Origin of the sequence: Pseudomonas sp. JZ114 (genome assembly GCF_051027705.1) — a bacterium.
GTDB classification, from domain to species: Bacteria; Pseudomonadota; Gammaproteobacteria; order Pseudomonadales; family Pseudomonadaceae; genus Chryseomonas; species Chryseomonas luteola.
The window spans coordinates 2,373,983-2,399,765 of the sequence record NZ_CP069256.1 but is presented as its reverse complement, the minus strand read 5'-3'; the positions used below and the strand labels follow the sequence as shown (position 1 = coordinate 2,399,765).

The window sequence follows — 25,783 nt, the reverse complement described above, 5'->3', positions numbered from 1 at the left end:
TGAAACTACGCTGTGCCCAATGTGACGCGCTATTTTGTATGACCGCGTCGTGGCTGCATGGAATAAGAAAAATAGGGAGAGTAAGCATTAATGCGTCTATCTTTGCTGTTTCTGGCTATCAGTACGTCCCTTGGCAGCTATGCCCTTGCTAACGAAACCCAGTCTGTTACTGAAGCCGGAACGACGGTACAGGAGGTCAACATGGCAGATAAGAACGGCTCGGCCCTTCAGGCGAATCCCTTTTTTCAGGAGAGTGCATTGCCCTTTCAGGCACCTCGGTTCGACCTGATCAAGGAGTCGGACTTCGAGCCCGCCATTACAGAAGGCATCCGGCAAAAGTTGGCTGAAATCGAGCAAATTGCCAACAACCCCGAGCCGCCTACTTTCGAGAATACCTACGTTGCGCTGGAAAAAGCCGGAGCCCTGCTGGACAGGGTCATGACAGTTTTTAGCGCGCTCACTGGTGCCAATACGTCCGACACGCTTCAGCGGATCAATGAAGAGCAGTCGCCCAAGCTGGCTGCACTGGGTGATGCGATCACGCTCAACAGCACATTGTTCGACCGTCTACAGACCGTTTACGACCAGCGCGAAACGCTTGATCTGACACCCGAGGACAAGCGGCTTATCGAGATTACCCATCAGCATTTCGTATTGGCAGGTGCCCGGCTGTCTGAGACTGATAAGGCCCAGCTCAAATCGCTCAACCAGGAGGCGGCAACGCTCACTACCCAGTTTGTGAATCGGCTGCTGGCTGCAGCCAAGAACGGGGCCCTGGCTGTCAGCAACAAGGATCAGCTTGAGGGACTTTCTGAGCCTGAGCTCAAGGCAGCCGAACAGGCAGCCCAGGACCGTCATCTGGACCAGCAATGGCTGCTCACTCTTCAGAACACCACGCAACAGCCTTGGCTAGCGTCTCTTGCCAACCGCGATACGCGTAAGGCCTTGTTCGATGCCTCGTGGAATCGGGCCGAGAGGGGCGATGCCAACGATACCCGCTCGCTTATCGCGCGTCTGGCCAAGGTGAGAGCCGAGCAGGCCAGGCTGCTGGGGTTCCCGGATTATGCGACCTGGAAGCTACAGGATCAGATGGCCAAGAAGCCAGAGGCTGCGCTAGGTTTCATGCGGGACATCGCGCCGGCGGCCACAGCCCGAGCCAAGCGCGAGGCGGCGGATATTCAGGCCGTTATCGACAAGCAAGGGGGCGGCTTCAAGTTGCAGGCCTGGGATTGGCCTTATTATGCGGAGCAGGTTCGCAAGGCCCGTTACGATCTGGACGAGTCACAGATTCGCCCGTATTTCGAGCTTAATAATGTGCTCCAGAATGGGGTGTTTTACGCAGCGCAGGCGCTCTACGGCATTACGTTCAAGGAGCGGACGGACATTCCGGTGTATCAGTCGGATGTGAAGGTTTATGAGGTGTTCGACAAGGATGGCTCTTCAATGGCCTTGTTCTACACCGATTTCTTCGCTCGGGATAACAAGAGTGGCGGTGCCTGGATGGGTAACTTCGTCGATCAGTCCCGGCTGCTGGGCACCAAGCCGGTTGTTTATAACGTCTGCAATTTCACCAAGCCTGCTCCAGGCCAGCCGGCGCTGCTTTCATGGGACGATGTCATAACCTTGTTTCATGAGTTCGGTCATGCCCTGCACGGCATGTTCGCCGACCAGATGTACGGCAGTATTTCGGGCGCCAATACGCCGAGCGATTTCGTCGAATTTCCTTCGCAAATCAACGAGCACTGGGCGGAAGACCCCAAGGTGTTCGCCAACTATGCCAAGCACTACGCAACCGGCAAGCCCATGCCCGCCGAGCTGGTCGAGAAGATCAAGACCGCGTCTCGCTTCAACAAGGGCTATGACATGACCGAGCTCCTGGCCGCTGCGCTACTCGACATGCACTGGCACATGATTGCAGCTGAAGCGCCTCAGCAAGACGTTGACGCATTTGAAAAGGCTGCGCTGGAGAAGGACCGCATAAACCTCAGTTATGTGCCGCCTCGCTACCGATCCAGCTATTTCATGCATATCTGGGGCAATGGCTATGCGGCAGGGTATTACGCTTATCTGTGGACACAGATGCTGGCCGATGATGGCTTCGAGTGGTTTAGAGAACACGGCGGCCTTACTCCTGAAAACGGCCAACGCTTCCGCGACATGGTTCTTTCTCGTGGCAACAGCACCGATCTGGAGCAGGTCTACCGGGACTGGCGGGGCCATGAACCGGATATCGAGCCCATGCTGATTAACCGCGGCCTGAAAGGTGATAGCCAGGGTTGAGCTTGCCTTATAAGTAGATAGGCCTGGAAGGTCCGTCTTGCTGCCAGCATTCATGGCCTAGGCTTAAAGTGCATCTTTTTATCCTATGCCGAGCCGCGCAGTACTTGTCACAGTGGAGCGCTTAGATTAGGCGCTCCCAATTATTGCACCATGTTTTTGAAAAGGACCCGTCATGACCACGACTGTTACCGGCGCCAGCGCACCGGATAGCCTCGATATCGATTCACGCTATGAGGCCGCCAAGGCTATCGCACAGGAAGCGGCACGCCTGGGCATGGACTTCTATGCGCGCCGTTCGAGCCTGACGGTAATGCACAAAGGCGGTAACCTGCAGGATGTCGTCAGTGTTGCCGACAAGACACTGGAGGACTTCATCCGGGCGCAGCTTTCGGAGCGTTTTCCGGAGGATGGCTTTATCGGCGAGGAAAACGGTACTGCAGCATTGGATGCGCGCTGCATCTGGGTCATCGACCCCATCGACGGAACCAGCTGTTTCGTAAACGGCTTGCACAGCTGGTGTGTATCCATCGGACTCATGATTGACGGTGAGCCCTATCTGGGCGCTATCGCCGATCCGAACCATCAGGAACTCTTTCATGCCTGCCTGGGCCAGGGCGCGTTCGTCAATGATATCCCGCTCAAGGCCCATGCTGCCCAACACGTTCGTGAAGGAGTCGTAGGGGTAGGTACAACGCACCGCCGTGGTAAGGAAAACTTCATTCCTTTCCTGACCGGTCTGTTGGACGAGGGTGGGATGTTTATCCGCAACGGCTCCGGGGCGCTGATGACGGCTTATGTGGCCGCGGGTCGGTTGATTGGCTATTACGAGACGCTTATCAACAGCTGGGATTGCCTGGCAGGCCTTGTCATGGTCAAGGAAGCCGGTGGTCGGTCGAGTGACTTCTTCCGTGGCGAAGGGCTGCTGGAAGGGAATCCGCTTCTGGTCGCTGCGCCCGGAGTATATGAGCAGCTAGCAGGCCTGATAGGGCCCTCGTTGGACAGTAACTAAGCCTTTTGCGTTTTTCTGCGCGTGGGGCATGACGGTACAGGGTTGTGTCGCCGTTCATCTATCCTTTGAGACAGGACTTGTACGAAGCGGGCATACCTGTGCGAACCTGACGATGCCATTCGAAAGCGAGGATCAGACCATGAGTACCATGCAATGTACCTACCGCGATCATGTCATTACGGCTGAAATCATGGAACATTCAGGCAGCCCTTTACCCTGGGCAGGCGGTTGCCGGATAAGCGACCTGCACGGGCATGTAACCCGGCGCATGCCGCTTCCGGTCAGTCATGCCTTCCTGGCCGAACTGGATCAGGCCCAGAGAGCGTCCATTGCTCACGGCAAATGGCTAGTTGACCAATGCCTGGACCATGGGCGAATGCTGTTTGATCAGCCCAAGGCCGCCTGATGCTTATCTCACAGGGCGAAAGGCAAGAATTGCTTTTCGCCCTGGCTGCATGGCTTAACCTGCCAGACCTACATAAACGTTCTGCACGTCATCGTGGGCATCCAGGGCTTCCAGAAAGGCTTCTACTTCTTCCATTTCAGCATCGCTCAAGCCGGTGACCGGGTTTTTGGGGCGATAACCCAGATTGGCCGACTGTACTGTAAAACCAAGAGTTGGCAGCGCCTTGCAGACGGCGTCCATGTCGGTAGCGTCGCTTATAAAGAGGGTGGCGTCATCCTCACCCGCCTCGAAATCCTGAGCGCCTGCTTCGATCGCGGCCAGCTCCGGATCAGTTTCTGGCGTATCGGGCGTTGCCTCGATCATGCCTGCATAATCGAAATCCCACGCTACCGAGCCGGACGCGCCAAGCTGGCCCTTGCGAAACAGTACGCGAATCTCGGCGACAGTACGGTTCACGTTATCGGTCAGGCATTCCACAATGACCGGCACACGGTGGGGCGTAAAACCTTCATAGGTGGTGCGCTCATAGTTGACCGCTTCGCCCAAAAGACCTGCGCCTTTCTTGATGGCGCGCTCCAGTGTTTCGCGAGGCATGGAGGCCTTTTTGGCCTGCTCGACGACCAGACGCAGGCGAGGATTCATGTCTGGGTCCGGGCCGGAGCGCGCAGCGATCATGATCTCTTTCGACAGTTTGCCAAAGATCTTGCCCTTGGCATTGGCTGCGGCTTCTTTATGTTTGGCTTTCCACTGTGCGCCCATAGTTGTCTCTTCAAGAGGGAATAAAGGCGCAAATTCTAGTCCATACCGAGAGTTTGAGCGGAGCTAAATGATCAGCTGTGTGCCATGCACAGCTAATCCCGCGCAGGTGTCCAACCCCCTCCCAGCGCCTGGTAGAGCGAAATGACATTGTTCAGCTGGCTCTCGCGCACCTGTACAGCCGCCAGATCCAGATTGAAGAGGTTACGTTGGGCGTCGAGCTCATCAAGGTAGGAGGAGTAACCGCTGCGGTAGCGATCCCGGGCGATTTCAAGCGAACGTGCCAGCGTGCGCCGGCGTGCCTGGATACGATCAATTTGTTCGGCATACAGCGTGACGCCTGACAAGGCGTTTTCAACGTCGGCAAACGCATTCAGCGCTGCGGCCCGATACGCATAAGCGGCCTGATTACGCTGAGCGGTAGCGATATTGACCTGGGCTTCCAGTCTGCCCGCCGTAAAAATCGGAGCAAGGATGCTGGCGCCCAGGCTCCAGACCTTGACCGGATCGTAGTTCAGCGAATTGATGTAAAGCCGGCCGACGCTGCCGGACAGCTGTACCTGCGGTAGAAACTCATCACGTCGGGCCTCCAGGGTGAGATCACTGGCAGCCAGCTGCTGTTCGGCACGTGCGACATCCGGCCGTCTGCGCAGCAACTCCGATGGCAATACACCGGGAACGTGGGGCGGGTGTACGTCCTGAAAGTGCAGCCCACGGTCCACTGGGGCCGGCAGAGCGCCCGTCAGCACCTGAATGGCATTTTCCTGTCGGCGAATAGCCTGTTGAAGCTGCGGAATCATTTGCATGGCGGCCTCATATTCGGACTGGGCCTGCGTCAACTCCAGTTCTGACGTGTAGCCCTCACCGGCGCGATCCTCTGCGACCTTGAGCGCCCCAAGGCGAGACTCGGCTGTCTCACGGGTAACCTGCAGCTGAGCATCCAGTGAGAGAAGGGTGATGTATGCCCGGGCGGTCGTGCTGGCCACGGTGAGAAGAACAGCATCCCGATCGGTCTGGCTGGCCTGATATTGGAGCCGTGCGGCCTGTTCGAGAGTACGCAGGCGCCCCCATACATCCAGCTCATACGCAATCTGTACCTGTGGCTGGGCCGAACGGGTATGGGTGATACCCAGTGTGCCGAGATTGCGGTTGGTTTGTGTGGCAACCGAGGCATTTACCGAAGGAAACAGGGCCGAGCGTGCCAGTGCAATCTGCTCGCGAGCCGCATCGACGCGGGAAATAGCAGCTAACACGTCAGTGTTGTGCTCAAGCGCGGCTTCTACCAGGCGAGTCAGCCGGGGATCGTTGAAGTTGCGCCACCAATCGCTTCGAACGGCACTTGCCGGCTCACTCGCTACACGCCACTGCCCAGGAGGCTGTATGGCAGCTTCGGGCGGTAGCGGTTTCTTGGGTGGCACACAAGCGGCCAGGCTTACCGCCAGGGCCAATAGCAAAGGATGGAATCGAACATCCCTCATGGTGCAGCGCTCCGTTGCGCTACAGGTCGTTCTGTCTGGCTGGTCGCTGGGGTCGCATCCGTATCAATATGGGTAACAACAGACATGCCTGGCCTTAGCCGCTGCGCCAAGGGTTGGTTAGGATCAATGGTGATCCGCACAGGGATGCGCTGTACCACCTTGGTGAAATTACCCGTGGCGTTGTCTGGGCGAAGAATGCTGAATTCCGAGCCGGTTGCAGGCGCCAGCCGTTCGACACGGCCGGTAAGCTCTGCGCCGTCCAAGGCATCGACGTTGAAGCGGACCGGCTGACCGATCGCCATGTTATGTGTCTGCGTTTCCTTATAGTTGGCTACCACCCAGACCAGATCCGGTACTAGATACAGGAGTTGTGAGCCTGCCGTCACGTACTGCCCGAGGCGTACGGATACCTCGCTGAGCTGTCCTTCCCGTGGCGCCTTGATCAAAGTATTGTCGAGGTCGATCTGTGCCAGATGCAGCGCCGCTTCTGCCATCTGTACCTGAGCTTCCAGGCTTCCGCGTGACACGCGAGTCGCCTTTACGTTTTCCTCGGCAATATTGATGGCCGCTTGTGCCTGCTTGACCTGAGCGGCGGCGGCCCTGGCCGAGGCGCGTGTCTGATCACGCTCGCGCAGGGAAACCGAGCCTCGGGAGGCGAGTTCGTTGACACGACGCTCATCGGCTCGTGCGCGATCCAGTTCGGCCTGCACCGACAGCAGTTCCGCCCGGCGCGACGCCAGCGTGGCTTGGTTGGAGGCCAGGGTTTGTATGGAGTTCGCAAGATCCGCCTGCCGGGCTGCCAGCTGTGCCTGGTTTTGCTCAACACGCTGGCGATAGATTCGGTCGTCGATCCGAGCCAGCAGTTGCCCCTGCTTTACATGCTCGAAGTCCTGTACGAGTACCTCGGCTACATAACCATTCACCTGAGGGGCCATGACGGTAATCTGTCCCCGGACGTAGGCATTGTTGGTTGTCACGATGCCACTGGTGAATGGCCACAGCTGCCACGCATAGAGAATCGTCAGGACGCCTGCCAGCGCTACCACCACCATGATGATGACCGTCATCCGTGACGGCTTGATCACCTTGGGCGGCCCAGGGTTTGTCGCTCCGGCATCCGGTACGGAGGCTGCCTGTTCGGTTTGAGGCGGCGTTTTTTCAGCTTCGCTTGAGCCCTTGCGCTCGTCATCAGGTAATGGTTTTTCGTCGCTCATGGCGTCTCACGTAGCAGCGTTATTAGAGGAGTTGGCTTGTGCCCGTTCCGCTTTTCTTCGCCGATAGGACAGGCGCAGGGTATGGAACAGCGACCAGCTCAGAAAAGTGATCGATACAAAGCCGATCAGCCGAAAGACATCGTTGAAGGCCAGCACATGTGCCTCTTGTGTGGCGGCCTGGCTGAGTTGGGAGGTGCCTAGCGCCTGTTGCAGGGTAGGGTCGGTCTGCACCGGGGCATAAACCTGACTTTGAAGCTGCAGGCGCTGCACCACCAGTGGGTCGGTACGGTTGACGTTCTCGATCAGGTGACTGGAATGGTATTTCTCTCGCACCGTCTCGAATGTTCCAAACAGAGCCGGGCCAGCCAATCCACCCAGGCTTTGCGTAAAGGAAAACAGCACGGTAAAGCTGACGATATAGGTCGGACCGTTCTGCAAGGCACGCAAGAAGCCGATCATCATCAGCGGACCCAGGAACATGCCGCTGGCAAAGGCCAGAATACCCTGGCTGACAAACAGGTCCTGCGGGCGTGTCTGGTTTGTCGAGTCGGTATCCATGAAGCTGGCGATACCGATCAATACAATCGAAACCAGAATCTGAGGAATCATCGTTTTCGGGCTGAACACCAGAGCACTGACGGCAATGCCCGCCACGATGCCGGCAAGAATCACTGCAAAAAGCGGTTGTAACTGATCGGCTGTAAGCCCCAGGGTTTGCAGCAGACCCACTGCGCCATAATTCTGTTCGGACAGGATAAAGCGCAGCATGATCGCCCCGAAGGCAAAGCGCAGCATCTCGGAGGTGCCAAGCCAGCGAGTCTGGAGCAGGGGATTGCGTCGATGGTGCTCAATGGCGACCGCAATGATGATCAATACGAGGGCGGCTGCCAATGAAAACCCCATCCAGGGCTGCGTCAGCCACCATTGAATGCGCCCCTGTGCCAGGACGGCGGCAATCATGGCAAGGGCAGGGCCAAGCAGGGCAAATGTCAGAAAGTCCAGTCGCTCGAACGCCTTGATGCGTATGCCTGGAGGTAGCTTGAGCAGGGTGATGGCGGCGAGTGAGCACAGCGCCATGCCAGCCTCGAAGATATACAGGCGATGCCACTCGCCCAGATCCCTGAGCGCGGGCGAGAGCAGCCAAGCCAGAGGCGTTGCCAGCTGGGAGATGCCAACGCCAATGACCAAACCTTTGCCTACCTGAGCCTTCCGAAACGCCTGGAGCATATACAGCGTACCCAGGGTTGTGATCGTCGCGCCAGCAAAGCCGCTGGCGGCCCGGACCAGCACCGCCATGGGAAAGTTGTTGGCAAACACATGGGCGATCGTAAATACGGCATACAGCGCCAGCCCGATTTCGGCAAAACGGCGAAGCCCGTATTGCTGACGAAACTTCACGAGAATCAGGTTGGCTGACACGTTTACCATCAGAAAGGCTGCAGGCAGCCAGGCGCCCTGGGTGGGTGTCAGACCCAGATCACCCTGGATGTAGGGAAGGTTCACGCTGATCAGCGCATTACCGAGGCCGCCTGTCAGGCCCAGCAGCACGGACACCAGCGCGTAGGCAAGGCGTACCGGTGGGGCATGCAGTGGCGTAGCCGGAGAGCCCGGCATCGAGGGCCGCTCGTGCGGCTCCCAATTGGGCAGGGGTTCCAGATATTTATCGGGCACAGCAGATAGGCGCCTTATTGAATCCTTGAGAAGTGCCAGTCACTGTTTAATCAATGATGGCAATGGATTCGTCCATAAGGCGCCGCAACAGTTCAGCCTGACGGGCAAGGAAGTCGTGATTACGAAAAAGCCCAACCAGACTTTTAGTCAACGCAGGCCATGCTCAAACGCATGGCCTAGCTGCTCCCTCTGATCATCCGGCCAGTGATGTAGGATATTCACCACGGATGTATTGCTCCAGTTGCAGAATCAGCCCGTCCTGCTCAGCAATCGTTTCCTTCACGATATCGCCAATGGAAAGCAGACCGATCAGCTGATCATTGTCGATCACCGGTAAGTGGCGCAGATGGCGATCCGTCATGAGCGACATGCACTCACGAATGCTCTCCCGAGGCGTCACCGTGATCACAGCACGGGTCATGATTTCCCGAACAGCGGTTCCTATGGAGGAGCGGCCCTGTAATACGCCTTTGCGCGCATAGTCGCGCTCGCTGATGATACCGACCAGCTTACCGTCCTCGGTAACGGGCAGGGCACCCACATTTTTCTCGGCCATGACTTTAAGCGCATCAAGCACCGTAACGTTTGGGGTGATCGTAAACACACCCTGGCTTTGCTTGGCTCTAAGGATATCCGCTACCGTCTTCATATCATTCCTCCCTTGCTGGCAAATCAATAGGACGAAAATAACCCGACCTGTCCGGCCGTCACCAAACAACGTAATCCATGGGTACGATTAAGATTTTCAAGCACGAGCATGGCCTATGCCTTACTCGGAGCTGAACTGCGCAATCAGTTCTTCTCCAGTCAGGGTGCGGGTATCGTTGGCAAAGCAGTAGAAAGCGGGTTTTTCTTCTATGAAAACCTGCAGCGCAAATGTCCAGTCATCCCGGTCATCAAACAACCCAACCGGGACGGCATGGAAGTCGCCGTGTTTTAACCGGTAAAACAGGTGAGTACCACATCGGCGACAAAAGCCTCGCTCAGCCCACTCTGATGACTCATAGACGTGAACATGCTCCTCTCCTGTCAATTGTGGAGGGAGCGTGCTTTCGACGACCATCAGTGGGCCGCCGCCCCATCGCCGACATATCGAGCAATGACAAGCGCTGACAGATGTTTTTTCCAGACCGACAGTTACGTGCACCGCGCTGCACAAGCAGCGTCCTTGTCTCTCGACCCGAGCAGCCATAGCCATCCCGCCTTTCGCTGAGTGGAATGAAAAGCGTAGTCGAAAATCGGCGATTAAAAGGAAAAAATAGGGTAGGGCGACGTTTTGCCTCTATTGAGGGCTTTTCAACGTAGAGTCGTCAGCAGGCTCTCTTTAAGCTCTGCCAAGAGCGAAAGGCAGCCTGACTCATTCACCATGAGGTGTGACGCCTTTCTACTACTCGGTTCATCACTTTTCGTACGCTGCGCGAATGCCTTGACGACGTACATAACGGGCTCGAAGCGTATCGTAAATCCAGTTGAAGCATACCGAATAAGGCAGGAAAAACAGGATCAGTCCGATATCGAGCACTAGCGCCTGGAGCAGGCTGATTGAAAGCCACCAGGCTGCCAACGGAACCAGCAAGACCACTAGGCCAGCCTCAAAAAGACAGCCGTGAATCAGGCGGACGGCAAAGCTGCGTTTGAATCCCAAGCGGTTCTGCGCACGGTCAAACAAGAAGTTGAAAATCATGTTCCACAACATGGCTATGGTCGAAAACATAAGCGTCAACACGCCGATCTGTGCAATGGGTTTGCCCATAGCCCAGGCAATCACAGGCGCACAGAGGCCCAGGGCAATCAGCTCGAAGGCCAGCGCATGACCTGCCCGCTCCCAGAAACTGCGATCAGGTGATGAGGTAGAAGACATTGAAAAGCTCGCTTAGGGATAAATTTGATGATCTATTATCATCGGTTTAACCAATAACCAAAAATTAGCTGGTATCGCTTAGACCGATATGAATCTTTCAATAGAAGCACTCGAGTCGTTTGTTCATGCCGCATCCAGTGGCTCGTTCAGCGCGGCAGCGAGGGCGCTTGGTAAAAGCCAGTCGACCATCAGTGAAACCATTGCCCGCATTGAAATAGAACTGGATGTTGAACTCTTTGTTCGTGGCGCTCGCCAGCTGACATTGACCGAGCCTGGGCGTAGCTTGTTGGGATATGCGCTGGAGACGCTATCGGCGATAGACCGATTGAAACGTCACGCGGCTACCTTGGGCCGCGGGCAGGAAGCCAAGCTGACACTGGTACTGTCAGATACCTACCAGCAGAGCCAATATGAAGCGCGTCTTCATGAATTGGACCAGCGCTATCCTGATCTGGAGTTCGAATGCTTTTTTGCCGAACAGGCCGATGTGCTGGATCTGATCAATCAAGGCCGCGCCAACCTGGGGCTATTGGCCGCTCAACCGGAATACGGGCCGGATATTGCGCATTCCCGGCTGCCTTACTATTCCTCCTTTGGTCTTTTTGTCAGTCGAGGTCATGCCCTTACCCAGAAAGCGGTAGTTGAACCTCAGGACCTTGCTCACTACCGCATGCTGCGTCTGAGCAGTGTTGTCAGCAGCGATTTGGATGACGCGACCTTGCCTGCACACAGTACGCGATGCTGGTCGACTCCAGACTACCTGTTGTTGCTGGAAATGGCGGCGTTGGGCTTTGGGTGGGCCGCGTTACCCAAGGGGTTGGTCGAGTCCCATGCACAGGGGCGGGTGCATGAGTTGGTCATGAATGGCTGGCCCAAGCAGGTATCGGTGGATGTGGTGTGGTCGCGTAAACAGCCGCTTGGTCCTGCTGCAGCCTGGCTGCTTGAGCGTCTTACACAAACGAATAGATCTTGAAGGATGCGTACTACTCAGGCAGCCGCAAAAAGGAGGAGCATCCAGTAAATCAATCAAAAAAATACAGCGGATGGTAACCTGCCAGTTATCGGCAGAGGGTTCGCTCATCGGCTAAACGAGAACTGTTTGAGGGATGTAATGGACAGAGTAAGTAAGCCGGCTTACGAACCATCCCATTTATAGCCTTCATGAGGGAAAGCCCATGAGCGATCTTGAACTCACTGCACAAATCATCCGCTCGCTGATGAAAGAGCTACGGGCAGCACATGATCATGACAGTCAGCAACTGATTGTCAGGCAGTTGCATCGTTTGACCGATCATCTGACTACTGAGAATCGTTATGAAATCAGTCGAATCCTGGCCAAGTCAGAGGCTTACGCCGCTTAACCGCACTGTACCGTTTTGTCAGTCGCTTTGTTCGCGCTGAACATGAGTGTCGCTAGCACAACACCACGAGGGTGTGCCTGTCCCCAGGCGGGACGGCCACCTCTCAGCTAGGCACATTTTAGGACCAATTCGGCTGCGCGGTGCGGCTCCAGTTCGTCAATTCATGATGCATCGTCCAGTCCGGCTTTTAATCATGCTGGCCCAACCTCTGCTCTTCCAATCGTCTGAGCCTTGAAGCGGTTGTGTCAACCTGTAGCTATCGGCAAGGTTGTGTTTGACCACATGTATCAAAAAATTTCGTTGCGCCGCAGCGTCTTTGTAGGGCTGATGATATGATTGCGTCTGGATAGCACAACATATCTTCATGGAGCTTTTATGCCGATCAAGGAACTGATCCTGGCCAGCCTTTTGGCTGTGGCCGTTATTCCCGCCGCTTATTCCGCCAACCCACAGCCCGAACCTGTTAGCGCCACGTCTGCCGCGTCGAATGCTCAAGAGATGACAGTGGACCGGTTCCTAAAGTCATTGAACTTCAAGACGGGCAAGATCGTTCTCAATGACAATCTTGCAACGCTTGATCTGCCTAAAGAGTTCGTCTTTCTGAACAGTAAGGATGCCGAGCGTGTACTGGAAGCTTGGGGCAATCCTCCCAGCCAGAACCCGCCCATGGGGATGGTGATGCCTGCTGGCATTTCGCCGTTCGAGCGCGAATCATGGGGCATGACAGTTTATTACGAAAAAAGCGGCTACGTGTCTGATGAGGATGCGGCTGACATCGACTATGCCGACCTGCTGAAGGACATGCAGCAGGATGTTCGCGATGGCAACAAAGCGCGTCAAGAACAAGGGTATGAGCCGCTTGAGCTGGTAGGCTGGGCTGCTGCGCCGCGTTACGACAAGGAAGGCAAAAAGCTCTATTGGGCTCAAGAGCTCAAGCTGGGCAATGATACCGAGCATGGCCTCAACTACGATATCCGCGTACTGGGCCGTAAAGGCGTACTGGTGCTGAGTTTCATCGCTGGTATGGATCAGCTGCCTCAAATCCAGAAAAGCGCACCTGCCGTCCTGGCAATGACCAACTTCAATGAAGGTAACCGTTACGCCGATTTCAATCCTGACATCGACAAAGTGGCAGCTTATGGCATAGGCGCACTGATTGCAGGCAAGGCGGCGGCCAAGTTGGGAATTCTGGCTGGAGCGCTATTACTGTTCAAGAAGCTGTGGATGCTACCCATGCTTCTGATTGGTTGGATATTCAACCGGTTTCGGGGTAAGAAAAAGAGCGAGCCCGTAGCGCCGACTCCGGTCATGAATGAACCTGAGACCCCAGCCAGGACTGTCATGGACATGAACAGCTCCGAGACAGACGACAAGAAGTAACGCTTAACCTATCCGCCGGATCGGATTCCTGGTCTGGCTGTAGCGTGGCTGGCCATCAAGCAGTCAACGCAATTTCCCTGAATCTATTGAATGACCTACCAGCCAGCAGAACATCCTGCTGGCTGAGTATCGCCGCGCATGCAGTCCGGTGAGTCAATGAAAACAAGAAACGTTGCGCCCTGTTTAATGGTCACTTTGTTCTGCTTGATAGGTTGCACCCATACCTTTGAAGCAAAAGGTAAGACGCAGGTCTATGAAGAGGTTTTTCCGACAGACTTTGATAATGCGCATAAAAATCGGCTAAGAACAGGCCCTGCTACCATCCTGTTCGGGCCAACGCCCTGGTGGTACACCTCCATAACGATTGACGGCTGGGACTTTTCGCTCAGCGCGAAGGTGTACCGTGATGCCTATCTCGGTCAGTCATTCACCGTGTCTGGAGAAGAGAGCACGTTACCTTACAATTTGAAGGTGAGTTGGACGCGCCACAACACCCATCTTTTCGAACAGGAAGACCGGGTAGGCTGTACTACTTCAGGCATCTGCTCCCATGAGGTCACTCTACTAGAATGTAAATCCGGCAAATCCTATTCAAGCGGAAGCAAGGGCTATCACAGGCATGAAGATGATGAGCGTTGCGATAAAAAGACCCGTTACGAAACAGGCTTTTATTCCAACTGTCCAGGCATAAGGACCGATTTAAATCGGTATAAGACATCCAACTATACCGTTACGGTCGACTTTATGGATTCGAAGAGACCACAAATAAAGCTAGGCCAGTTCATTGGCGAAACGCAGTATATGGCGGACTCTATCGAAACTCTGCGTGAAGGCCACTGCTCCTTTAGCAAGACAGCCCCGCATTAGAGCGTGTCCGCTAATAAGCTATCGTGAGAACTACATTGAGCCGATGAATCAGGTCTTTTGGAACGCCTGATGATATTGTCGGTCGATGTTACTAAGCGTATCATTTGTGTTACTTAGTTTCCCATCTAAGCTCTGCAGTTCTTCCTGAATAACATATATGCCATACGCGGCCAGTGATGCTGCGGGTTGGTGTGTTGTCGTTTCGGGTCTAGTGGCATTGGATGGCTAAGCTTCAGGCAGGCAGTTCCTAAACTGCCGGACCAAGACTCATCCTGTAAACCAGAAGACTAGATAGTGCTGATGAATACCTCTGTAGATTCACGCGGCGGTGCCTGGCTTGGCGTAATTGCGCTGGCGCTGGCAGCCTTTATCTTCAATACCACTGAATTCGTACCGGTGGCGCTGCTTAGTGACATCGGCAAAACCTTCGAGATGTCACCAGCTCAGGTGGGCATCATGCTGACCATCTATGCCTGGGTCGTGGCGCTCATTTCGCTCCCCATGATGCTGTTCACGCGTAATATCGAGCGGCGGCGGCTGCTGATTCTGGTCTTTGCGGTATTCGTCGCAAGTCATATCCTGTCGGGCTTCGCCTGGAACTTCACTGTATTGATTGTGAGCCGTATCGGCATCGCCATTGCACATGCGATCTTCTGGTCTATCACGGCGTCACTGGCCGTACGTATCGCTCCTGAAGGCAAGCAGACGCAGGCCTTGAGCCTATTGGCGACCGGTACGTGTCTTGCCATGGTCTTGGGTATTCCGCTAGGCCGTGTGTTGGGAGAAACCCTGGGATGGCGGGCGACCTTTGTGGCGATTGCGGTCTTTGCCACCGGTATAGTGATCTGGCTGGCCAGGGCATTACCGTTGCTGCCAAGCCATAACTCCGGTTCCCTGAGCAGCTTGCCCGTGCTCTTCAAGCGTCCTGCCTTGGTCTGTATCTATATCCTGACAGTGCTCGTGGTAACGGCCCATTTCACAGGTTATAGCTACATTGAGCCCTTCGCTCAGGAGATCGCCCATCTGAGTGGAAACATGACAACGGTTCTGCTGCTCCTGTTTGGTGGCGCTGGTGTCATAGGCTCCGTCCTGTTCAGCCGGTACAGCATCATGTATCCCAATGGCTTTTTGATCTCGGCCATTGCGGGTATCACCATCTCTCTGTTGGTGCTGCGGCCGTTTGCCCAGCACGCCTATCTATTAGGCGGGCTGAGTGTCGTCTGGGGCGTTGCGATCATGTGTTTCGGTCTTGCCTTGCAAGCCAAGGTGCTAGCGCTGGCCAAGGATGCCACTGACGTGGCGATGGCCCTGTTCTCGGGTATTTATAACATTGGAATTGGCGGTGGGGCCCTTATGGGTAGCGTTGTAGGGACTCAGCTTGGGCTCATCCATATTGGTGTCGTAGGCGGTCTGCTGGCATTTGCCGGTTTGGCGTTCTGCTACATCATGACACTCAGGTTTTCCAAGCAGCTCAACGCCAATCCGCTATAAATCAAGTGATGTGCCGAGGTGCCTGCTGGCTCTCGGCACACATTACTAACGGCTACGCGCCGAGCGAGACGTGCGTCTTCCTTCTGCTTCTCCCTGCTTTTCACGTCCACTCTGATTCCCTCGTCCCAGGCTTGAACGACGAGGGCGTTTGCGCCTGGAAAGCTCTCGTGTAATGGCTTCGTTCAGCAAGGTGCGGTGCTCTTCGCCACGTTCAATGTCTGGGAAATACTCTGGCAGTGTCCGTGCAAGGTGCAGGTAGGTCTCCACGATATGCAGCGAGCTTTCCAGCGTTGCAAGATCTGATTCGAGAATCAGGCGTGGCAGCTCAATGACCTTTTCCTGGGCAACCTTTTTCAGCCAGTGTTGTGCAAAGCTGCTGGCAGGGCTTTCCAGGCCTCCCCGGATAGGGGTACAGGCGAAAATCCAGCGTAGCCAGAGGGGAATACGTGGATCATCGATCGCCTTGATCCAATCGGCCAGCTCATCGGGCAATACAGATACAAACGCATCGCCATAATTGATGTTTCGGTTGAACGTCAGCCACGCTCTGAGCAGGCTGGGTTCATTCATCAGCTCGGAAATGGCTTTCAGGTGATCGATAGAAGGCCGCACCTGAAACTGAGACAAGTCTACTGGCTTGTCGGGACTGTTAAACAACCGTTTGATGGACTTGAGTACGTGTAGCTCCAAGGCAGTGATGACGCCTTCGTCATGATGGCCAAAGCGTCCGGCGCGCCCGCCAATCTGCTTGACCTCTTGCACGTTGAGCTGCCGCACCTGAATGCCGTCAAACTTTTCATCCGTGTAAAAGCACAGGGTATGGGCCGGTAGGTTAAGGCCCATGCCCACCGCATCGGTTGCTACCATAATGTCTGCTTCACCTTCGCGAAACCGGCGTGCCTGTTCGCGCCGTACTTCTGGAGACAAGGCACCGTAAACCACCGAAACCGTTTTGCCTGTCATCTCCAGCATTGCCTTGAGATCCAGCACCGTACGACGGCTGAAAGCCACCAGCATCGATCCGGGCTCCAGATTCTTCAGGCTGGTAGAGTGTCTCGAAACCTCAACAGGGGAGAGCCGCTTGGTGCGCTTGATGATCAGGCGGTCTTCGCACAAGTCGCATAGCGTTTTCAGTGACGGCTCGATCAGCGGCGGTCCAGTCATGATCAACTCAGGCGTATAGGCGCTGACGAGCGCGTCTACCCAGGCCCAGCCTCGTTGCGAATCGGCCATCATCTGCACTTCATCCACCACGACCACATCCCAGCGCTTCTGGCGAAAGCGTGCAAACTCCTCGACCGTGCAGCAAAAATGCGTCGCGCCTTCCCGGATAATTTCTTCCTCACCAGTTACAAGCGAGCAGGGTATGCCCATGGACTCGATGCGCTCCTGATTTTCCAAGGCCATCAGGCGCAGCGGCGAAAGGTAAATACCGTGGGTAACCGAAGTCATCGCTTCGATGGATTGGTGCGTCTTGCCACTGTTGGTAGGGCCGAGCAGGGCAATCCACTTACGCGTTAATTGGCGAGCCGGATACAGCTTGTGATAATGCAAAAAGCGCGGATCATTCTGCAGGAGCGTAGCGAAGGCCATTTTCTCCTTGTAGTTGCGCAACGTACTACGAATCGTCTTGCGCAGCCGACCGGTGTCCTGCATGAACAGCTCTGTCAATCGATGCTGACCCAGTTGCAGCAGGTCAAAGTCGCCAGCTTCTTCAAGGACCATATTGAACTTGGCCAGAACTTCCTGCCGGTCTTCATCCTTCAGGGTCAGGACTTCTTCCTCGCTGAGAATATGGCCTTGGTTTGCCGGTATCCGGCGCTGTATATCCAATGCCAGATCGCCGTGGCGCAACTCAACTACAAAGCGCAGCTCATGGCGAACCTCATTGATGATCTCGACCGCATGTTCCAGAAAGTCATCAATACGTGAAAGCTCCGGCCGTAGCCGCTCAAGCACTTCCAGTCGATCGTCTTCGCTCATCTCCCTGAACGGGCGCTCCAGGATGCGTAGCCGCTCCTGCACATAATGCTCCATAGCTTGCCGAGCCTGATCCTCGAATGCCTCATGAGAATCACTGTCTTCCAGGCGTAACGTCCACTCTGGCTCGATCAAGAGCTGTACTGAACCCAACGAGACGATCTTTTCAGCGCCAAAAATATCAATAAGGCACCTATAGTCGCTGCTGTCGCGTAACAAGATACGCCCTAGCAACCGCTCTGGATCAGGCTCATCCATAGTCGCCTCGATGGTGCCGGCATCTAGCCCTAACCAGAAACCCTTAGCGGCACGACCCAGGTTGGGAATGGCATACCCAATATAGGGCTTGTACCACTCTTCCTGATGATGCTTCTTGGGGATGAAATCGGGATACCGCCCGGTTGCCCACTCAATAAACCGCTTGAGACGTTCAAGGCGGAGCGCTTTACGCTGTCTATAGTCACCTTTAGGCATTGCAGGGACTTCCCGAAAATCAGTGAGTTATGACGTTAGGACAAGATTGTGCGGTCTTTGGTCGTTTCATGCGACTGATGGAGGGCTGAGAAAGAGAGCAAGCAACTGAGCAGCCCATCACAAATGTGATGTTAGGGTGCCATCTTCAAGAACGGTTCAGCTATCGCTGCGCTCAAACCTTTGTATGCAGTAAGACCTGATCCAGCCAGTGCTTTTGCTTTCCAAAAACTAAGGGTTGCCTGAATAGATGCACGCCGCGATTGGATAACCAGGCGCAGCATTTACAGGCAGACCAATAATAAAGAAGGGTTCAAGCATGCTTATCGATTCAAAACGTTTGCTGCTGTTCTTCTCTCTGCTGGTGGGTTGCGTGGCCTGCCAGGATAAAAAAGCGGAGGCCGTTCCAATCAAGGAGGCGAAGCAAGCGCCCAAGCCATTCGAGCAGAAGGGCAAAGCTTCATACTACGCCCAGAAGTTTCATGGCAGAGAGACGGCTAGCGGTGAGACATTCAATAACAATACGCTGGTTGCTGCCCATAAAACGCTTCCTCTAGGTTCCAAGGTGCGTGTCACCAACCTGGAAAACAACAAACAGGTGGTGGTGCGGATTACCGACCGGGGGCCCTTTATCCGTGGCCGCATTATCGACTTGTCTCGCGCGGCGGCTAAGCGGGTCGATCTTGTAGAAGACGGCACAGGGCCAGTCAAGATCGAGCGAATTGATTAAAACCCAGAGATGTAGGACCTAGGGCATTTGCTCAAAGAAAGCCTTAAGCAAACGCCCTCAAAACTGTATTCAAATGTCAGCGCAGCGCTTTAATTGCAGCGCCCAAGAATGCATAGGTCTCCATTTCCTGCTTATCCATTTCGGGTTTAGGCCAAGCGCTCCACACCACGGCAACGACACCTTCCTTACGGTTGATATACAAGAACTGCCCAAAGATCCCTTGTGCCTCGAACGCTCCGCCCTCATGGCCGGGCAGGGCGTGGGTGCCTACAGGGAATGTCCACCATTGATAACCATAACCCAAGGGATACTCGCCCTCGTATAGCTTTCCGGGAGCCAGATAGGATGCTGGGTCTACACGAGTCGCCTGATCAATCCAGCCCGCCGGCAGGATACGCTCACCGTTGATCACACCATCATTGAGAATGAACTGCCCAAAACGACCATAATCCCTCAAGGTAGCCGAGAAGCCGCTGCTGCCGATTTCCTGGCCTGCTCTTGCGTCGAGCTGCCAAAAGGCGTCGCGCTCCATACCCATACGCGCCCAGATACGCTCGGAGAGATAGTCACTCGTAGTCATGCCCGTTACGGCATGAACCAACTCACTCTGAAGGTGCGACTCACCGGTGCTGTACTTGAAGGCTGTACCGGGCGCCGAGGCACGCTTGAGTCCTGACAATTGCTTTAACAATTCGCCGGGCTTATTAGCGAGCTGAAGCTCAAACATTCGACGCCGATCCGACGTGGGATCACGATAGGTTTCGTTCCAGGCAGCCCCTGAACTCATCTGCAATACCTGCTCTATCGTCACGTTGTCATAGGCGCCACCCGATAGTTGTGGCAGATAACGTGCAATAGGCTCCTTCACACTCTTGATTCGCCCCTGTTGTACCGCCGCTCCAACAAGGGAAGAGGAGATGGATTTCACTACGCTGAATGACGTCCAGCGCGTCTCTTTTGTATTTCCCAGGCCGTACCGCTCAAGAGCGATTTTGCCATTCTTGATGATCAACAACCCACCCACGTGATTGCGTTGCATGAACTCATCAACACCCAGCGTGCCATCATCCGTTTGGTAGCGCACGTTGATCTCGTGCTGGCGTGGCAGCGAATAAACTGCCGGACCGCGGTGTACCTCACGCGTGAAGAAGAGCTGATCCATATGCCGATACGTTCCGGGCTGGTAAGCCGGCGGTAAATCATAAAGATCCTGAGCGCGCCCGATTAGCTCGGGTTTAGACGTTTGGGTATCGGCCTGTGGCGTAGAGCAGCCTGCTATAAACAAGGCAAGAAGGGAGAGGGCGGCAGTCTTTGGAATAATTGTCATGACTAGTCTCGCAGTCAGCATGGATTAGGCCCGTGTAAAGCATAGCGGTTGTAGCTGCTTGCTAAGAACTGACCACAAGCGGGACGGTTCCTGAGAAGGTGTGCCAAATACCGTAGGATGGGTTGAGCGGAGCGATATCCATCCTCGTTAAGCAGGACCATCCTCACGCAATTGAATAAGTAAGTTTTAGATGCGGTGCAGGATGATTGCCGAGGGACATGCCGCTCGGATCTAATAAGCTAGTCCCGTATAGGGAAACTAAAAGCAACAGAAGAAGGCTTAATGATTAGTTTTTATAAAAAGCCCCGCAATAGGCGGGGCTTTTATTAGCTTGCTTCTAACACCTATACCGGCGTAAGACCAATTTTTGCTGGGGCAAGAGGCTATCAATCCCAGCTCAACGCCCCGCCAGTCTGATACTCAATCACACGCGTCTCGAAGAAGTTCTTCTCTTTCTTCAAGTCCATGATTTCGCTCATCCACGGGAAGGGGTTAGTGGTACCTGGGTACTCTTCCTTCAGGCCGATCTGAGTCAGGCGGCGGTTGGCGATGAACTTCAGGTAGTCTTCCATCATGGCCGCGTTCATGCCCAGTACGCCGCGGGGCATGGTGTCGCGCGCGTATTCGATTTCGAGCTGAGTGCCCTGGAGGATCATCTGGGTGGCTTCGTCCTTCATTTGGGCATCCCACAGGTGCGGGTTCTCGATCTTGATCTGGTTGATCATGTCGATGCCAAAGTTCAGGTGCATGGACTCGTCACGCAGGATGTATTGGAACTGCTCGGCAGTACCGGTCATCTTGTTGCGACGGCCCATGGAAAGGATCTGGGTGAAACCGCAGTAGAAGAAGATACCTTCCAGTACGCAGTAGTACGCGATCAGGTTTTTCAAGAACTGGCGATCCGTCTCGGGTGTGCCGGTCTTGAATTCCGGATCGGAGATGGAGCGGGTGTACTTGAGTCCCCAGGACGCTTTTTTCGCGACTGACGGAATCTCGTGGTACATGTTGAAGATTTCGCCTTCGTCCATGCCCAGGGATTCAATGCAGTACTGGTACGCATGAGTGTGGATCGCTTCTTCAAATGCCTGGCGCAGGATGTACTGGCGGCACTCGGGGTTGGTGATGAGGCGGTACACGGCCAGCACCAGGTTGTTAGCAACCAGGGAGTCGGCAGTGGAGAAGAAACCCAGGTTACGCTTCACGATACGGCGCTCGTCCTCGGAGAGACCGTCAGCGCTCTTCCACAGAGCGATGTCCCCAGTCATGTTGACTTCCTGCGGCATCCAGTGGTTGGCGCAGCCGTCCAGGTACTTCTGCCAGGCCCAGTCGTACTTGAAGGGTACGAGCTGGTTCAAGTCGGCGCGGGCATTGATCATTTGCTTGTCGCCTACCTGTACACGGGCAGCGGAGCCTTCCAGATCATCCAGGCCTTCTTGAATATCGAGATCGTTCAGTGCGGCCTTGGCGCGGGCTACGGCGTCAGAGTCGGCGGCATCTACGGCGCGTGCTTCGTTGGCAGCAGCACCGCCTACGCTATCCAGTTTTTCCAGCGGCATGTCGCCGTCCTGCTGTGCAGTGGCAGGGGTGGCGGTTGCTTCTTCGTCTTTGTCGAATTCGTCCCAGCTCAGCATGGTGTGTTCTCCTGCTTGAGGACCGGCACTCGGCCAGTCGGTAAAATCTAGATGTCTTTTAGAGTGCACATGGGGCACGGTGTTTGATCGGACGTCACACGTTTAAGCAGCGGATGACCGCACTATGTGGTTACGCCCCAATCATGCCTGCTCTGCCAAGGTGAGCTCCTGTAATCATGCTCAAGGCAGGGACAGGCCAATCGGTCTCGTGAGGCCGACTTTCAGTACTTGTTGTGTTTGGATTTACGTTCGGGGAGGGTGGTAAACCCCTCCCCGAATCCTCTCCGAAGAGAGGGCTTATGGCTTACTGACAGGCTTCGCAGTCGGGGTCGTCGATGCTGCAGGCCTTGGGCACTGGTGCCGGAGCCGGAGCGGGTGCTGCCTCGGCTTTTTGTGCTGGCGCCGGTGAGGCACTGGCTTGTACGCCGGTGATCGGATCCGCACTAACGGCATTCAGCTTGCCGGTGTTGATGGTGGACTTCTCGGTGCTGGTAGCAGCCAGGGCGCGGAGGTAATAGGTGGTCTTCAGACCACGGAACCACGCCATGCGATAGGTTACGTCCAGCTTCTTGCCCGAGGCGCCAGCGATGTAGAGGTTCAGGGACTGTGCCTGATCGATCCACTTCTGACGGCGGCTCGCTGCTTCCACGATCCAACGGGTTTCGACTTCAAACGCGGTAGCGTACAGGTCCTTCAGGTCTTGCGGGATGCGCTCGATCTGCTGGACGGAGCCGTCGTAGTACTTGAGGTCGTTGACCATGACTGGATCCCACAGGCCGCGTGCTTTCAAGTCACGCACCAGGTAGGGGTTGATCACGGTGAACTCGCCCGACAGGTTCGATTTCACGTACAGGTTCTGGTAAGTCGGCTCGATGGACTGCGATACGCCGGTGATGTTGGCGATGGTTGCAGTCGGCGCGATGGCCATGATGTTCGAGTTACGGATACCTTTCTTAACGCGTTCGCGAATCGGCGCCCAATCCAATGTCTCGGACAGGTCGACTTCAATGTACTTGGAGCCACGCTCTTCGATCAGCATCTTTTCAGAGTCGATCGGCAGAATGCCCTTGGACCACAGCGAGCCTTCGAACGTCTCGTAGCTACCACGCTCGTCGGCCAGGTCACAGGACGCCTGGATCGCAAAGTAGCTAATCGCTTCCATGGACTTGTCGGCGAACTCGACGGCGGCATCTGAACCATAGGCGATGTGCTGGAGGTACAGCGCGTCCTGGAAGCCCATGATGCCCATGCCCACCGGGCGGTGCTTCAGGTTGGAGTTGCGAGCCTGAGGAACCGAGTAGTAGTTGATGTCGATAACGTTATCGAGCATGCGCACGGCCGTCTTTACGGTACGGCCAATCTTTTCGATGTCCAGCTTGCCTTCGACGATGTGGTTCACCAGGTTGATCGAGCCCAGGTTACATACAGCGATCTCGTCCTTGTTGGTATTCAAGGTGATCTCGGTGCACAGGTTGGAGCTGTGAACCACGCCCACGTGCTGCTGCGGGCTGCGCAGGTTGCATGGGTCCTTGAAGGTCAACCAGGGATGGCCGGTTTCGAACAGCATGGACAACATCTTGCGCCACAGATCCTTGGCCTTGATGGTCTTGTACAGCTTGATCTTGCCGTATTCGATCAGGGCTTCGTAATACTCATAACGCTCTTCGAATGCCTTGCCGTACAGGTCGTGCAGATCCGGTACATCGGAAGGGGAGAACAGAGTCCAGTTGCCGTCATCGAATACACGCTTCATGAACAGGTCCGGAATCCAGTTCGCGGTGTTCATGTCGTGAGTACGGCGGCGGTCGTCACCGGTGTTCTTGCGCAGCTCGAGGAATTCTTCGATATCCAGGTGCCAGGTTTCCAGGTACGCACAGACGGCGCCCTTACGCTTGCCACCCTGGTTGACGGCTACAGCGGTGTCGTTCACTACTTTCAGGAACGGAACAACGCCTTGGGACTTGCCGTTGGTGCCCTTGATGTAGGAGCCCAATGCACGTACCGGAGTCCAGTCATTACCCAGGCCGCCCGCGAATTTGGACAACATGGCGTTATCGTGAATCGCGCCGTAGATGCCCGACAGATCATCCGGGACGGTAGTCAGGTAGCAGCTGGACAGCTGTGGGCGCAGGGTGCCGGCGTTGAACAGGGTCGGTGTGGACGCCATGTAGTCAAAGCTGGACAGCAGGTTGTAGAACTCGATTGCCCGCCCTTCCTTATCGGCTTCCATATGGGACAAGCCCATGGCGACGCGCATGAAAAACAGCTGCGGCAGCTCGAAGCGGGTACCGTTGCTGTGCAGGAAGTAGCGGTCGTACAGCGTCTGCAGGCCGAGGTAGGTGAATTGACCGTCACGCTCGTGGTTGATCGCCTTGCCCAGCTTTTCCAGGTCGAAGCTTGCCAGTTTCGGGTCCAGCAGCTCCAGCTCTACGCCTTTGGCAACGTAGGCGGGCAGGGCTTTGGCGTACAGGTCGGCCATCTCATGGTGAGTGGCGCTTTCTGCAACGCTTAGGAAGGACAGGCCTTCAGCACGCAGGCTGTCGAGTAGCAGGCGGGCTGTAACGAAGGAGTAGTTCGGCTCACGCTCAACCAGCGTACGTGCCGTCATGACCAGTGCGGTATTAACGTCTTTTTCGGCTACGCCGTCGTACAGGTTCTTCAGTGTTTCGCGCTGGATCAGCTCGCCGTTGACTTCGGCCAGGCCTTCACATGCTTCGGAGATGATGGTGTTCAGGCGACCCATGTCCAGCGGAAGCAGAGTACCGTCAGCCTTGGTTACGCGGATGCTTGGATGCGGCTCTGCCACTTCAGCAACGGCGCGCTTGCGCTCTTGGGCGCGTGCTTCGCGATAGATCACGTAATCACGAGCTACTTTTTGTTCGCCGGCACGCATCAGGGCCAATTCGACCTGATCCTGAATTTCTTCGATGTGAATCGTACCACCGGAAGGCATGCGACGCTTGAAGGTCGCTGTGACCTGCTCGGTCAGACGCTTTACCGTGTTATGGATACGTGAGGAAGCCGCAGCAGTACCACCTTCAACAGCCAGGAATGCCTTGGTGATGGCAACGGTGATCTTGTCGTCAGTGTAGGGAACGACTGTGCCGTTACGCTTGATGACACGCAGTTGGCCGGGAGCAGTGGCCTTGACGTCCAGGTTGTTGTCGTCGGCCGGGAAGCCGTCGGTCGTTGCTTTCTCGCGGGACAGATCAGTCTGCATGCGGGTTCGTCTCCTAACGTTATAAGTACGATGGAGCCTCTACGGCTCCTATCTTTAAGCGTTTTGCAAAACGGCGCCGGGTTGGCTTTGCAAAACGCTCACACCAGACACGGCTTATGGCCAGGCCCGTTAATCACTCAAACATGAGCCATAAAGCGTTAAAGGCTCAAAAAACGATTCAATACCAGCCGGCGGCTAACCACATCATGTAGTGGTAGGGGCTGTATGGGCTTCGGGGAGGAATAGCGGGTTGGCTGGTCTCCGAAGCTGCGTCAATCGTCATTGAAAAAGAGCTTCGACCAACCGGAGGCTGAACGCTTGACGGGTTGACAAGTTTTACATTGTCTAGTGTCCGGTTGCTCGGCGAACCCCAATATATAGAGATATTCGTTAAAGCGAGGTACAAGATAATGCGCTAGCGGCTGCTTTGCAAGTTGATAAAACGCCACAGCCTGTGGATAAAAAGTGGGTAATTTTGGGATATGTCGACGCAGGTCGCATGGCTTCTGAGGTTCGCCGTCAGTCGCGTTTTCCGCATCTTTTCGTCAGAGCAGCCAAATGAAATTTCGTTCAAACGTTAACACTATATGTAGTGGTGCTTTTATGACCGGATGCGATAGAGGTAAGCAAGAGAAGTCAAGTAGAAAACG

General features: G+C 55.3%; 20 protein-coding genes. 9 read left to right on the top strand and 11 right to left on the bottom strand.

Annotated features, from left to right (window positions below; genetic code table 11):
• The first annotated feature begins 90 nt into the window (after window positions 1-90).
• The 3 genes from dcp to JQR90_RS11075 all read left to right on the top strand — a co-directional run bounded on the left by dcp (window position 91) and on the right by JQR90_RS11075 (window position 3,695).
• Window positions 91-2,280, top strand: coding sequence for a peptidyl-dipeptidase Dcp (gene dcp / locus JQR90_RS11085; protein ID WP_010794690.1), 2,190 nt, complete (start codon window positions 91-93; stop codon window positions 2,278-2,280).
• Between the two features lie 172 nt (window positions 2,281-2,452).
• A complete protein-coding gene (locus tag JQR90_RS11080) occupies window positions 2,453-3,289 on the top strand; it encodes an inositol monophosphatase family protein (RefSeq protein WP_010794689.1) in 837 nt (278 codons plus the stop codon).
• A gap of 139 nt (window positions 3,290-3,428) precedes the next feature.
• Window positions 3,429-3,695, top strand: a complete 267-nt coding sequence (locus tag JQR90_RS11075; protein ID WP_010794688.1) for a hypothetical protein — start codon at window positions 3,429-3,431, stop codon at window positions 3,693-3,695.
• Between the two features lie 54 nt (window positions 3,696-3,749).
• Here JQR90_RS11075 and JQR90_RS11070 read toward each other — a convergent pair whose 3' ends face one another.
• The 7 genes from JQR90_RS11070 to JQR90_RS11040 form a co-directional block, all read right to left on the bottom strand.
• Window positions 3,750-4,454, bottom strand: a complete 705-nt coding sequence (locus tag JQR90_RS11070) for a YebC/PmpR family DNA-binding transcriptional regulator (protein ID WP_010794687.1) — start codon at window positions 4,452-4,454, stop codon at window positions 3,750-3,752.
• A gap of 92 nt (window positions 4,455-4,546) precedes the next feature.
• Window positions 4,547-5,929 carry an efflux transporter outer membrane subunit gene (locus tag JQR90_RS11065; protein ID WP_010794686.1) on the bottom strand — a complete coding sequence of 461 codons (1,383 nt, stop codon included), beginning with the start codon at window positions 5,927-5,929 and terminating at the stop codon, window positions 4,547-4,549.
• Window positions 5,926-7,143, bottom strand: coding sequence for an HlyD family secretion protein (locus tag JQR90_RS11060; protein WP_010794685.1), 1,218 nt, complete (start codon window positions 7,141-7,143; stop codon window positions 5,926-5,928). The genes JQR90_RS11065 and JQR90_RS11060 overlap by 4 nt, the downstream gene beginning before the upstream one ends.
• 6 nt (window positions 7,144-7,149) lie before the next feature.
• Window positions 7,150-8,757 (bottom strand): MFS transporter, encoded by a 1,608-nt coding sequence (locus tag JQR90_RS11055; protein WP_037029560.1) that lies wholly within the window; start codon window positions 8,755-8,757, stop codon window positions 7,150-7,152.
• Between the two features lie 250 nt (window positions 8,758-9,007).
• Entirely contained in the window at window positions 9,008-9,463 is a 456-nt protein-coding gene (locus JQR90_RS11050) for a CBS domain-containing protein (protein ID WP_010794683.1), read from the bottom strand.
• Window positions 9,464-9,583: 120 nt separating this feature from the next.
• A complete protein-coding gene (locus JQR90_RS11045) occupies window positions 9,584-10,006 on the bottom strand; it encodes a GFA family protein (RefSeq protein ID WP_010794682.1) in 423 nt (140 codons plus the stop codon).
• A gap of 207 nt (window positions 10,007-10,213) precedes the next feature.
• Window positions 10,214-10,675, bottom strand: coding sequence for a multidrug/biocide efflux PACE transporter (locus JQR90_RS11040; RefSeq protein WP_010794680.1), 462 nt, complete (start codon window positions 10,673-10,675; stop codon window positions 10,214-10,216).
• A gap of 88 nt (window positions 10,676-10,763) precedes the next feature.
• On the opposite strand from JQR90_RS11040, the gene JQR90_RS11035 reads away from it, so the two are divergent.
• From JQR90_RS11035 to JQR90_RS11015, 5 genes are all read left to right on the top strand, one after another.
• Window positions 10,764-11,648: a LysR family transcriptional regulator gene (locus JQR90_RS11035; protein WP_010794679.1), complete on the top strand. Its 885-nt coding sequence runs from the start codon at window positions 10,764-10,766 to the stop codon at window positions 11,646-11,648.
• 202 nt (window positions 11,649-11,850) lie between these two features.
• Window positions 11,851-12,036 (top strand): hypothetical protein, encoded by a 186-nt coding sequence (locus JQR90_RS11030; protein WP_010794678.1) that lies wholly within the window; start codon window positions 11,851-11,853, stop codon window positions 12,034-12,036.
• A 375-nt stretch (window positions 12,037-12,411) separates the two neighbouring features.
• Window positions 12,412-13,416 (top strand): DUF2167 domain-containing protein, encoded by a 1,005-nt coding sequence (locus JQR90_RS11025; RefSeq protein ID WP_010794677.1) that lies wholly within the window; start codon window positions 12,412-12,414, stop codon window positions 13,414-13,416.
• A gap of 156 nt (window positions 13,417-13,572) precedes the next feature.
• A complete protein-coding gene (locus JQR90_RS11020; protein ID WP_125912904.1) occupies window positions 13,573-14,283 on the top strand; it encodes a hypothetical protein in 711 nt (236 codons plus the stop codon).
• Window positions 14,284-14,583: 300 nt separating this feature from the next.
• Window positions 14,584-15,774, top strand: coding sequence for a sugar transporter (locus JQR90_RS11015; protein ID WP_010794675.1), 1,191 nt, complete (start codon window positions 14,584-14,586; stop codon window positions 15,772-15,774).
• A gap of 45 nt (window positions 15,775-15,819) precedes the next feature.
• On the opposite strand, the gene JQR90_RS11010 is transcribed toward JQR90_RS11015, so the two are convergent.
• Complete coding sequence (locus JQR90_RS11010; RefSeq protein ID WP_010794674.1) at window positions 15,820-18,228, bottom strand: helicase-related protein; 2,409 nt, start codon at window positions 18,226-18,228, stop codon at window positions 15,820-15,822.
• Between the two features lie 316 nt (window positions 18,229-18,544).
• Here JQR90_RS11010 and JQR90_RS11005 point away from each other — a divergent pair, with 316 nt between their 5' ends.
• Window positions 18,545-18,955: a septal ring lytic transglycosylase RlpA family protein gene (locus JQR90_RS11005; RefSeq protein ID WP_010794673.1), complete on the top strand. Its 411-nt coding sequence runs from the start codon at window positions 18,545-18,547 to the stop codon at window positions 18,953-18,955.
• A 76-nt stretch (window positions 18,956-19,031) separates the two neighbouring features.
• Here JQR90_RS11005 and JQR90_RS11000 read toward each other — a convergent pair whose 3' ends face one another.
• The 3 genes from JQR90_RS11000 to JQR90_RS10990 form a co-directional block, all read right to left on the bottom strand.
• On the bottom strand, window positions 19,032-20,282 hold the full coding sequence (locus JQR90_RS11000) for a serine hydrolase domain-containing protein (RefSeq protein WP_010794672.1): 1,251 nt from the start codon (window positions 20,280-20,282) through the stop codon (window positions 19,032-19,034).
• Between the two features lie 386 nt (window positions 20,283-20,668).
• Window positions 20,669-21,913, bottom strand: a complete 1,245-nt coding sequence (locus JQR90_RS10995; RefSeq protein ID WP_019367027.1) for a ribonucleotide-diphosphate reductase subunit beta — start codon at window positions 21,911-21,913, stop codon at window positions 20,669-20,671.
• 304 nt (window positions 21,914-22,217) lie between these two features.
• A complete protein-coding gene (locus JQR90_RS10990) occupies window positions 22,218-25,133 on the bottom strand; it encodes a ribonucleoside-diphosphate reductase subunit alpha (RefSeq protein ID WP_010794670.1) in 2,916 nt (971 codons plus the stop codon).
• Window positions 25,134-25,783: the final 650 nt, after the last annotated feature.

What these genes read in the sequence shown, in the direction of transcription:
- dcp (WP_010794690.1), top strand. Translation starts at nt 91, where the DNA reads ATGCGTCTATCTTTGCTGTTTCTGGCTATCAGTACGTCCCTTGGCAGC.
- JQR90_RS11080 (WP_010794689.1), top strand. Translation starts at nt 2,453, where the DNA reads ATGACCACGACTGTTACCGGCGCCAGCGCACCGGATAGCCTCGATATC.
- JQR90_RS11075 (WP_010794688.1), top strand. Translation starts at nt 3,429, where the DNA reads ATGAGTACCATGCAATGTACCTACCGCGATCATGTCATTACGGCTGAA.
- JQR90_RS11070 (WP_010794687.1), bottom strand. Translation starts at nt 4,454, where the DNA reads ATGGGCGCACAGTGGAAAGCCAAACATAAAGAAGCCGCAGCCAATGCC.
- JQR90_RS11065 (WP_010794686.1), bottom strand. Translation starts at nt 5,929, where the DNA reads ATGAGGGATGTTCGATTCCATCCTTTGCTATTGGCCCTGGCGGTAAGC.
- JQR90_RS11060 (WP_010794685.1), bottom strand. Translation starts at nt 7,143, where the DNA reads ATGAGCGACGAAAAACCATTACCTGATGACGAGCGCAAGGGCTCAAGC.
- JQR90_RS11055 (WP_037029560.1), bottom strand. Translation starts at nt 8,757, where the DNA reads ATGCCGGGCTCTCCGGCTACGCCACTGCATGCCCCACCGGTACGCCTT.
- JQR90_RS11050 (WP_010794683.1), bottom strand. Translation starts at nt 9,463, where the DNA reads ATGAAGACGGTAGCGGATATCCTTAGAGCCAAGCAAAGCCAGGGTGTG.
- JQR90_RS11045 (WP_010794682.1), bottom strand. Translation starts at nt 10,006, where the DNA reads ATGGCTGCTCGGGTCGAGAGACAAGGACGCTGCTTGTGCAGCGCGGTG.
- JQR90_RS11040 (WP_010794680.1), bottom strand. Translation starts at nt 10,675, where the DNA reads ATGTCTTCTACCTCATCACCTGATCGCAGTTTCTGGGAGCGGGCAGGT.
- JQR90_RS11035 (WP_010794679.1), top strand. Translation starts at nt 10,764, where the DNA reads ATGAATCTTTCAATAGAAGCACTCGAGTCGTTTGTTCATGCCGCATCC.
- JQR90_RS11030 (WP_010794678.1), top strand. Translation starts at nt 11,851, where the DNA reads ATGAGCGATCTTGAACTCACTGCACAAATCATCCGCTCGCTGATGAAA.
- JQR90_RS11025 (WP_010794677.1), top strand. Translation starts at nt 12,412, where the DNA reads ATGCCGATCAAGGAACTGATCCTGGCCAGCCTTTTGGCTGTGGCCGTT.
- JQR90_RS11020 (WP_125912904.1), top strand. Translation starts at nt 13,573, where the DNA reads ATGAAAACAAGAAACGTTGCGCCCTGTTTAATGGTCACTTTGTTCTGC.
- JQR90_RS11015 (WP_010794675.1), top strand. Translation starts at nt 14,584, where the DNA reads ATGAATACCTCTGTAGATTCACGCGGCGGTGCCTGGCTTGGCGTAATT.
- JQR90_RS11010 (WP_010794674.1), bottom strand. Translation starts at nt 18,228, where the DNA reads ATGCCTAAAGGTGACTATAGACAGCGTAAAGCGCTCCGCCTTGAACGT.
- JQR90_RS11005 (WP_010794673.1), top strand. Translation starts at nt 18,545, where the DNA reads ATGCTTATCGATTCAAAACGTTTGCTGCTGTTCTTCTCTCTGCTGGTG.
- JQR90_RS11000 (WP_010794672.1), bottom strand. Translation starts at nt 20,282, where the DNA reads ATGACAATTATTCCAAAGACTGCCGCCCTCTCCCTTCTTGCCTTGTTT.
- JQR90_RS10995 (WP_019367027.1), bottom strand. Translation starts at nt 21,913, where the DNA reads ATGCTGAGCTGGGACGAATTCGACAAAGACGAAGAAGCAACCGCCACC.
- JQR90_RS10990 (WP_010794670.1), bottom strand. Translation starts at nt 25,133, where the DNA reads ATGCAGACTGATCTGTCCCGCGAGAAAGCAACGACCGACGGCTTCCCG.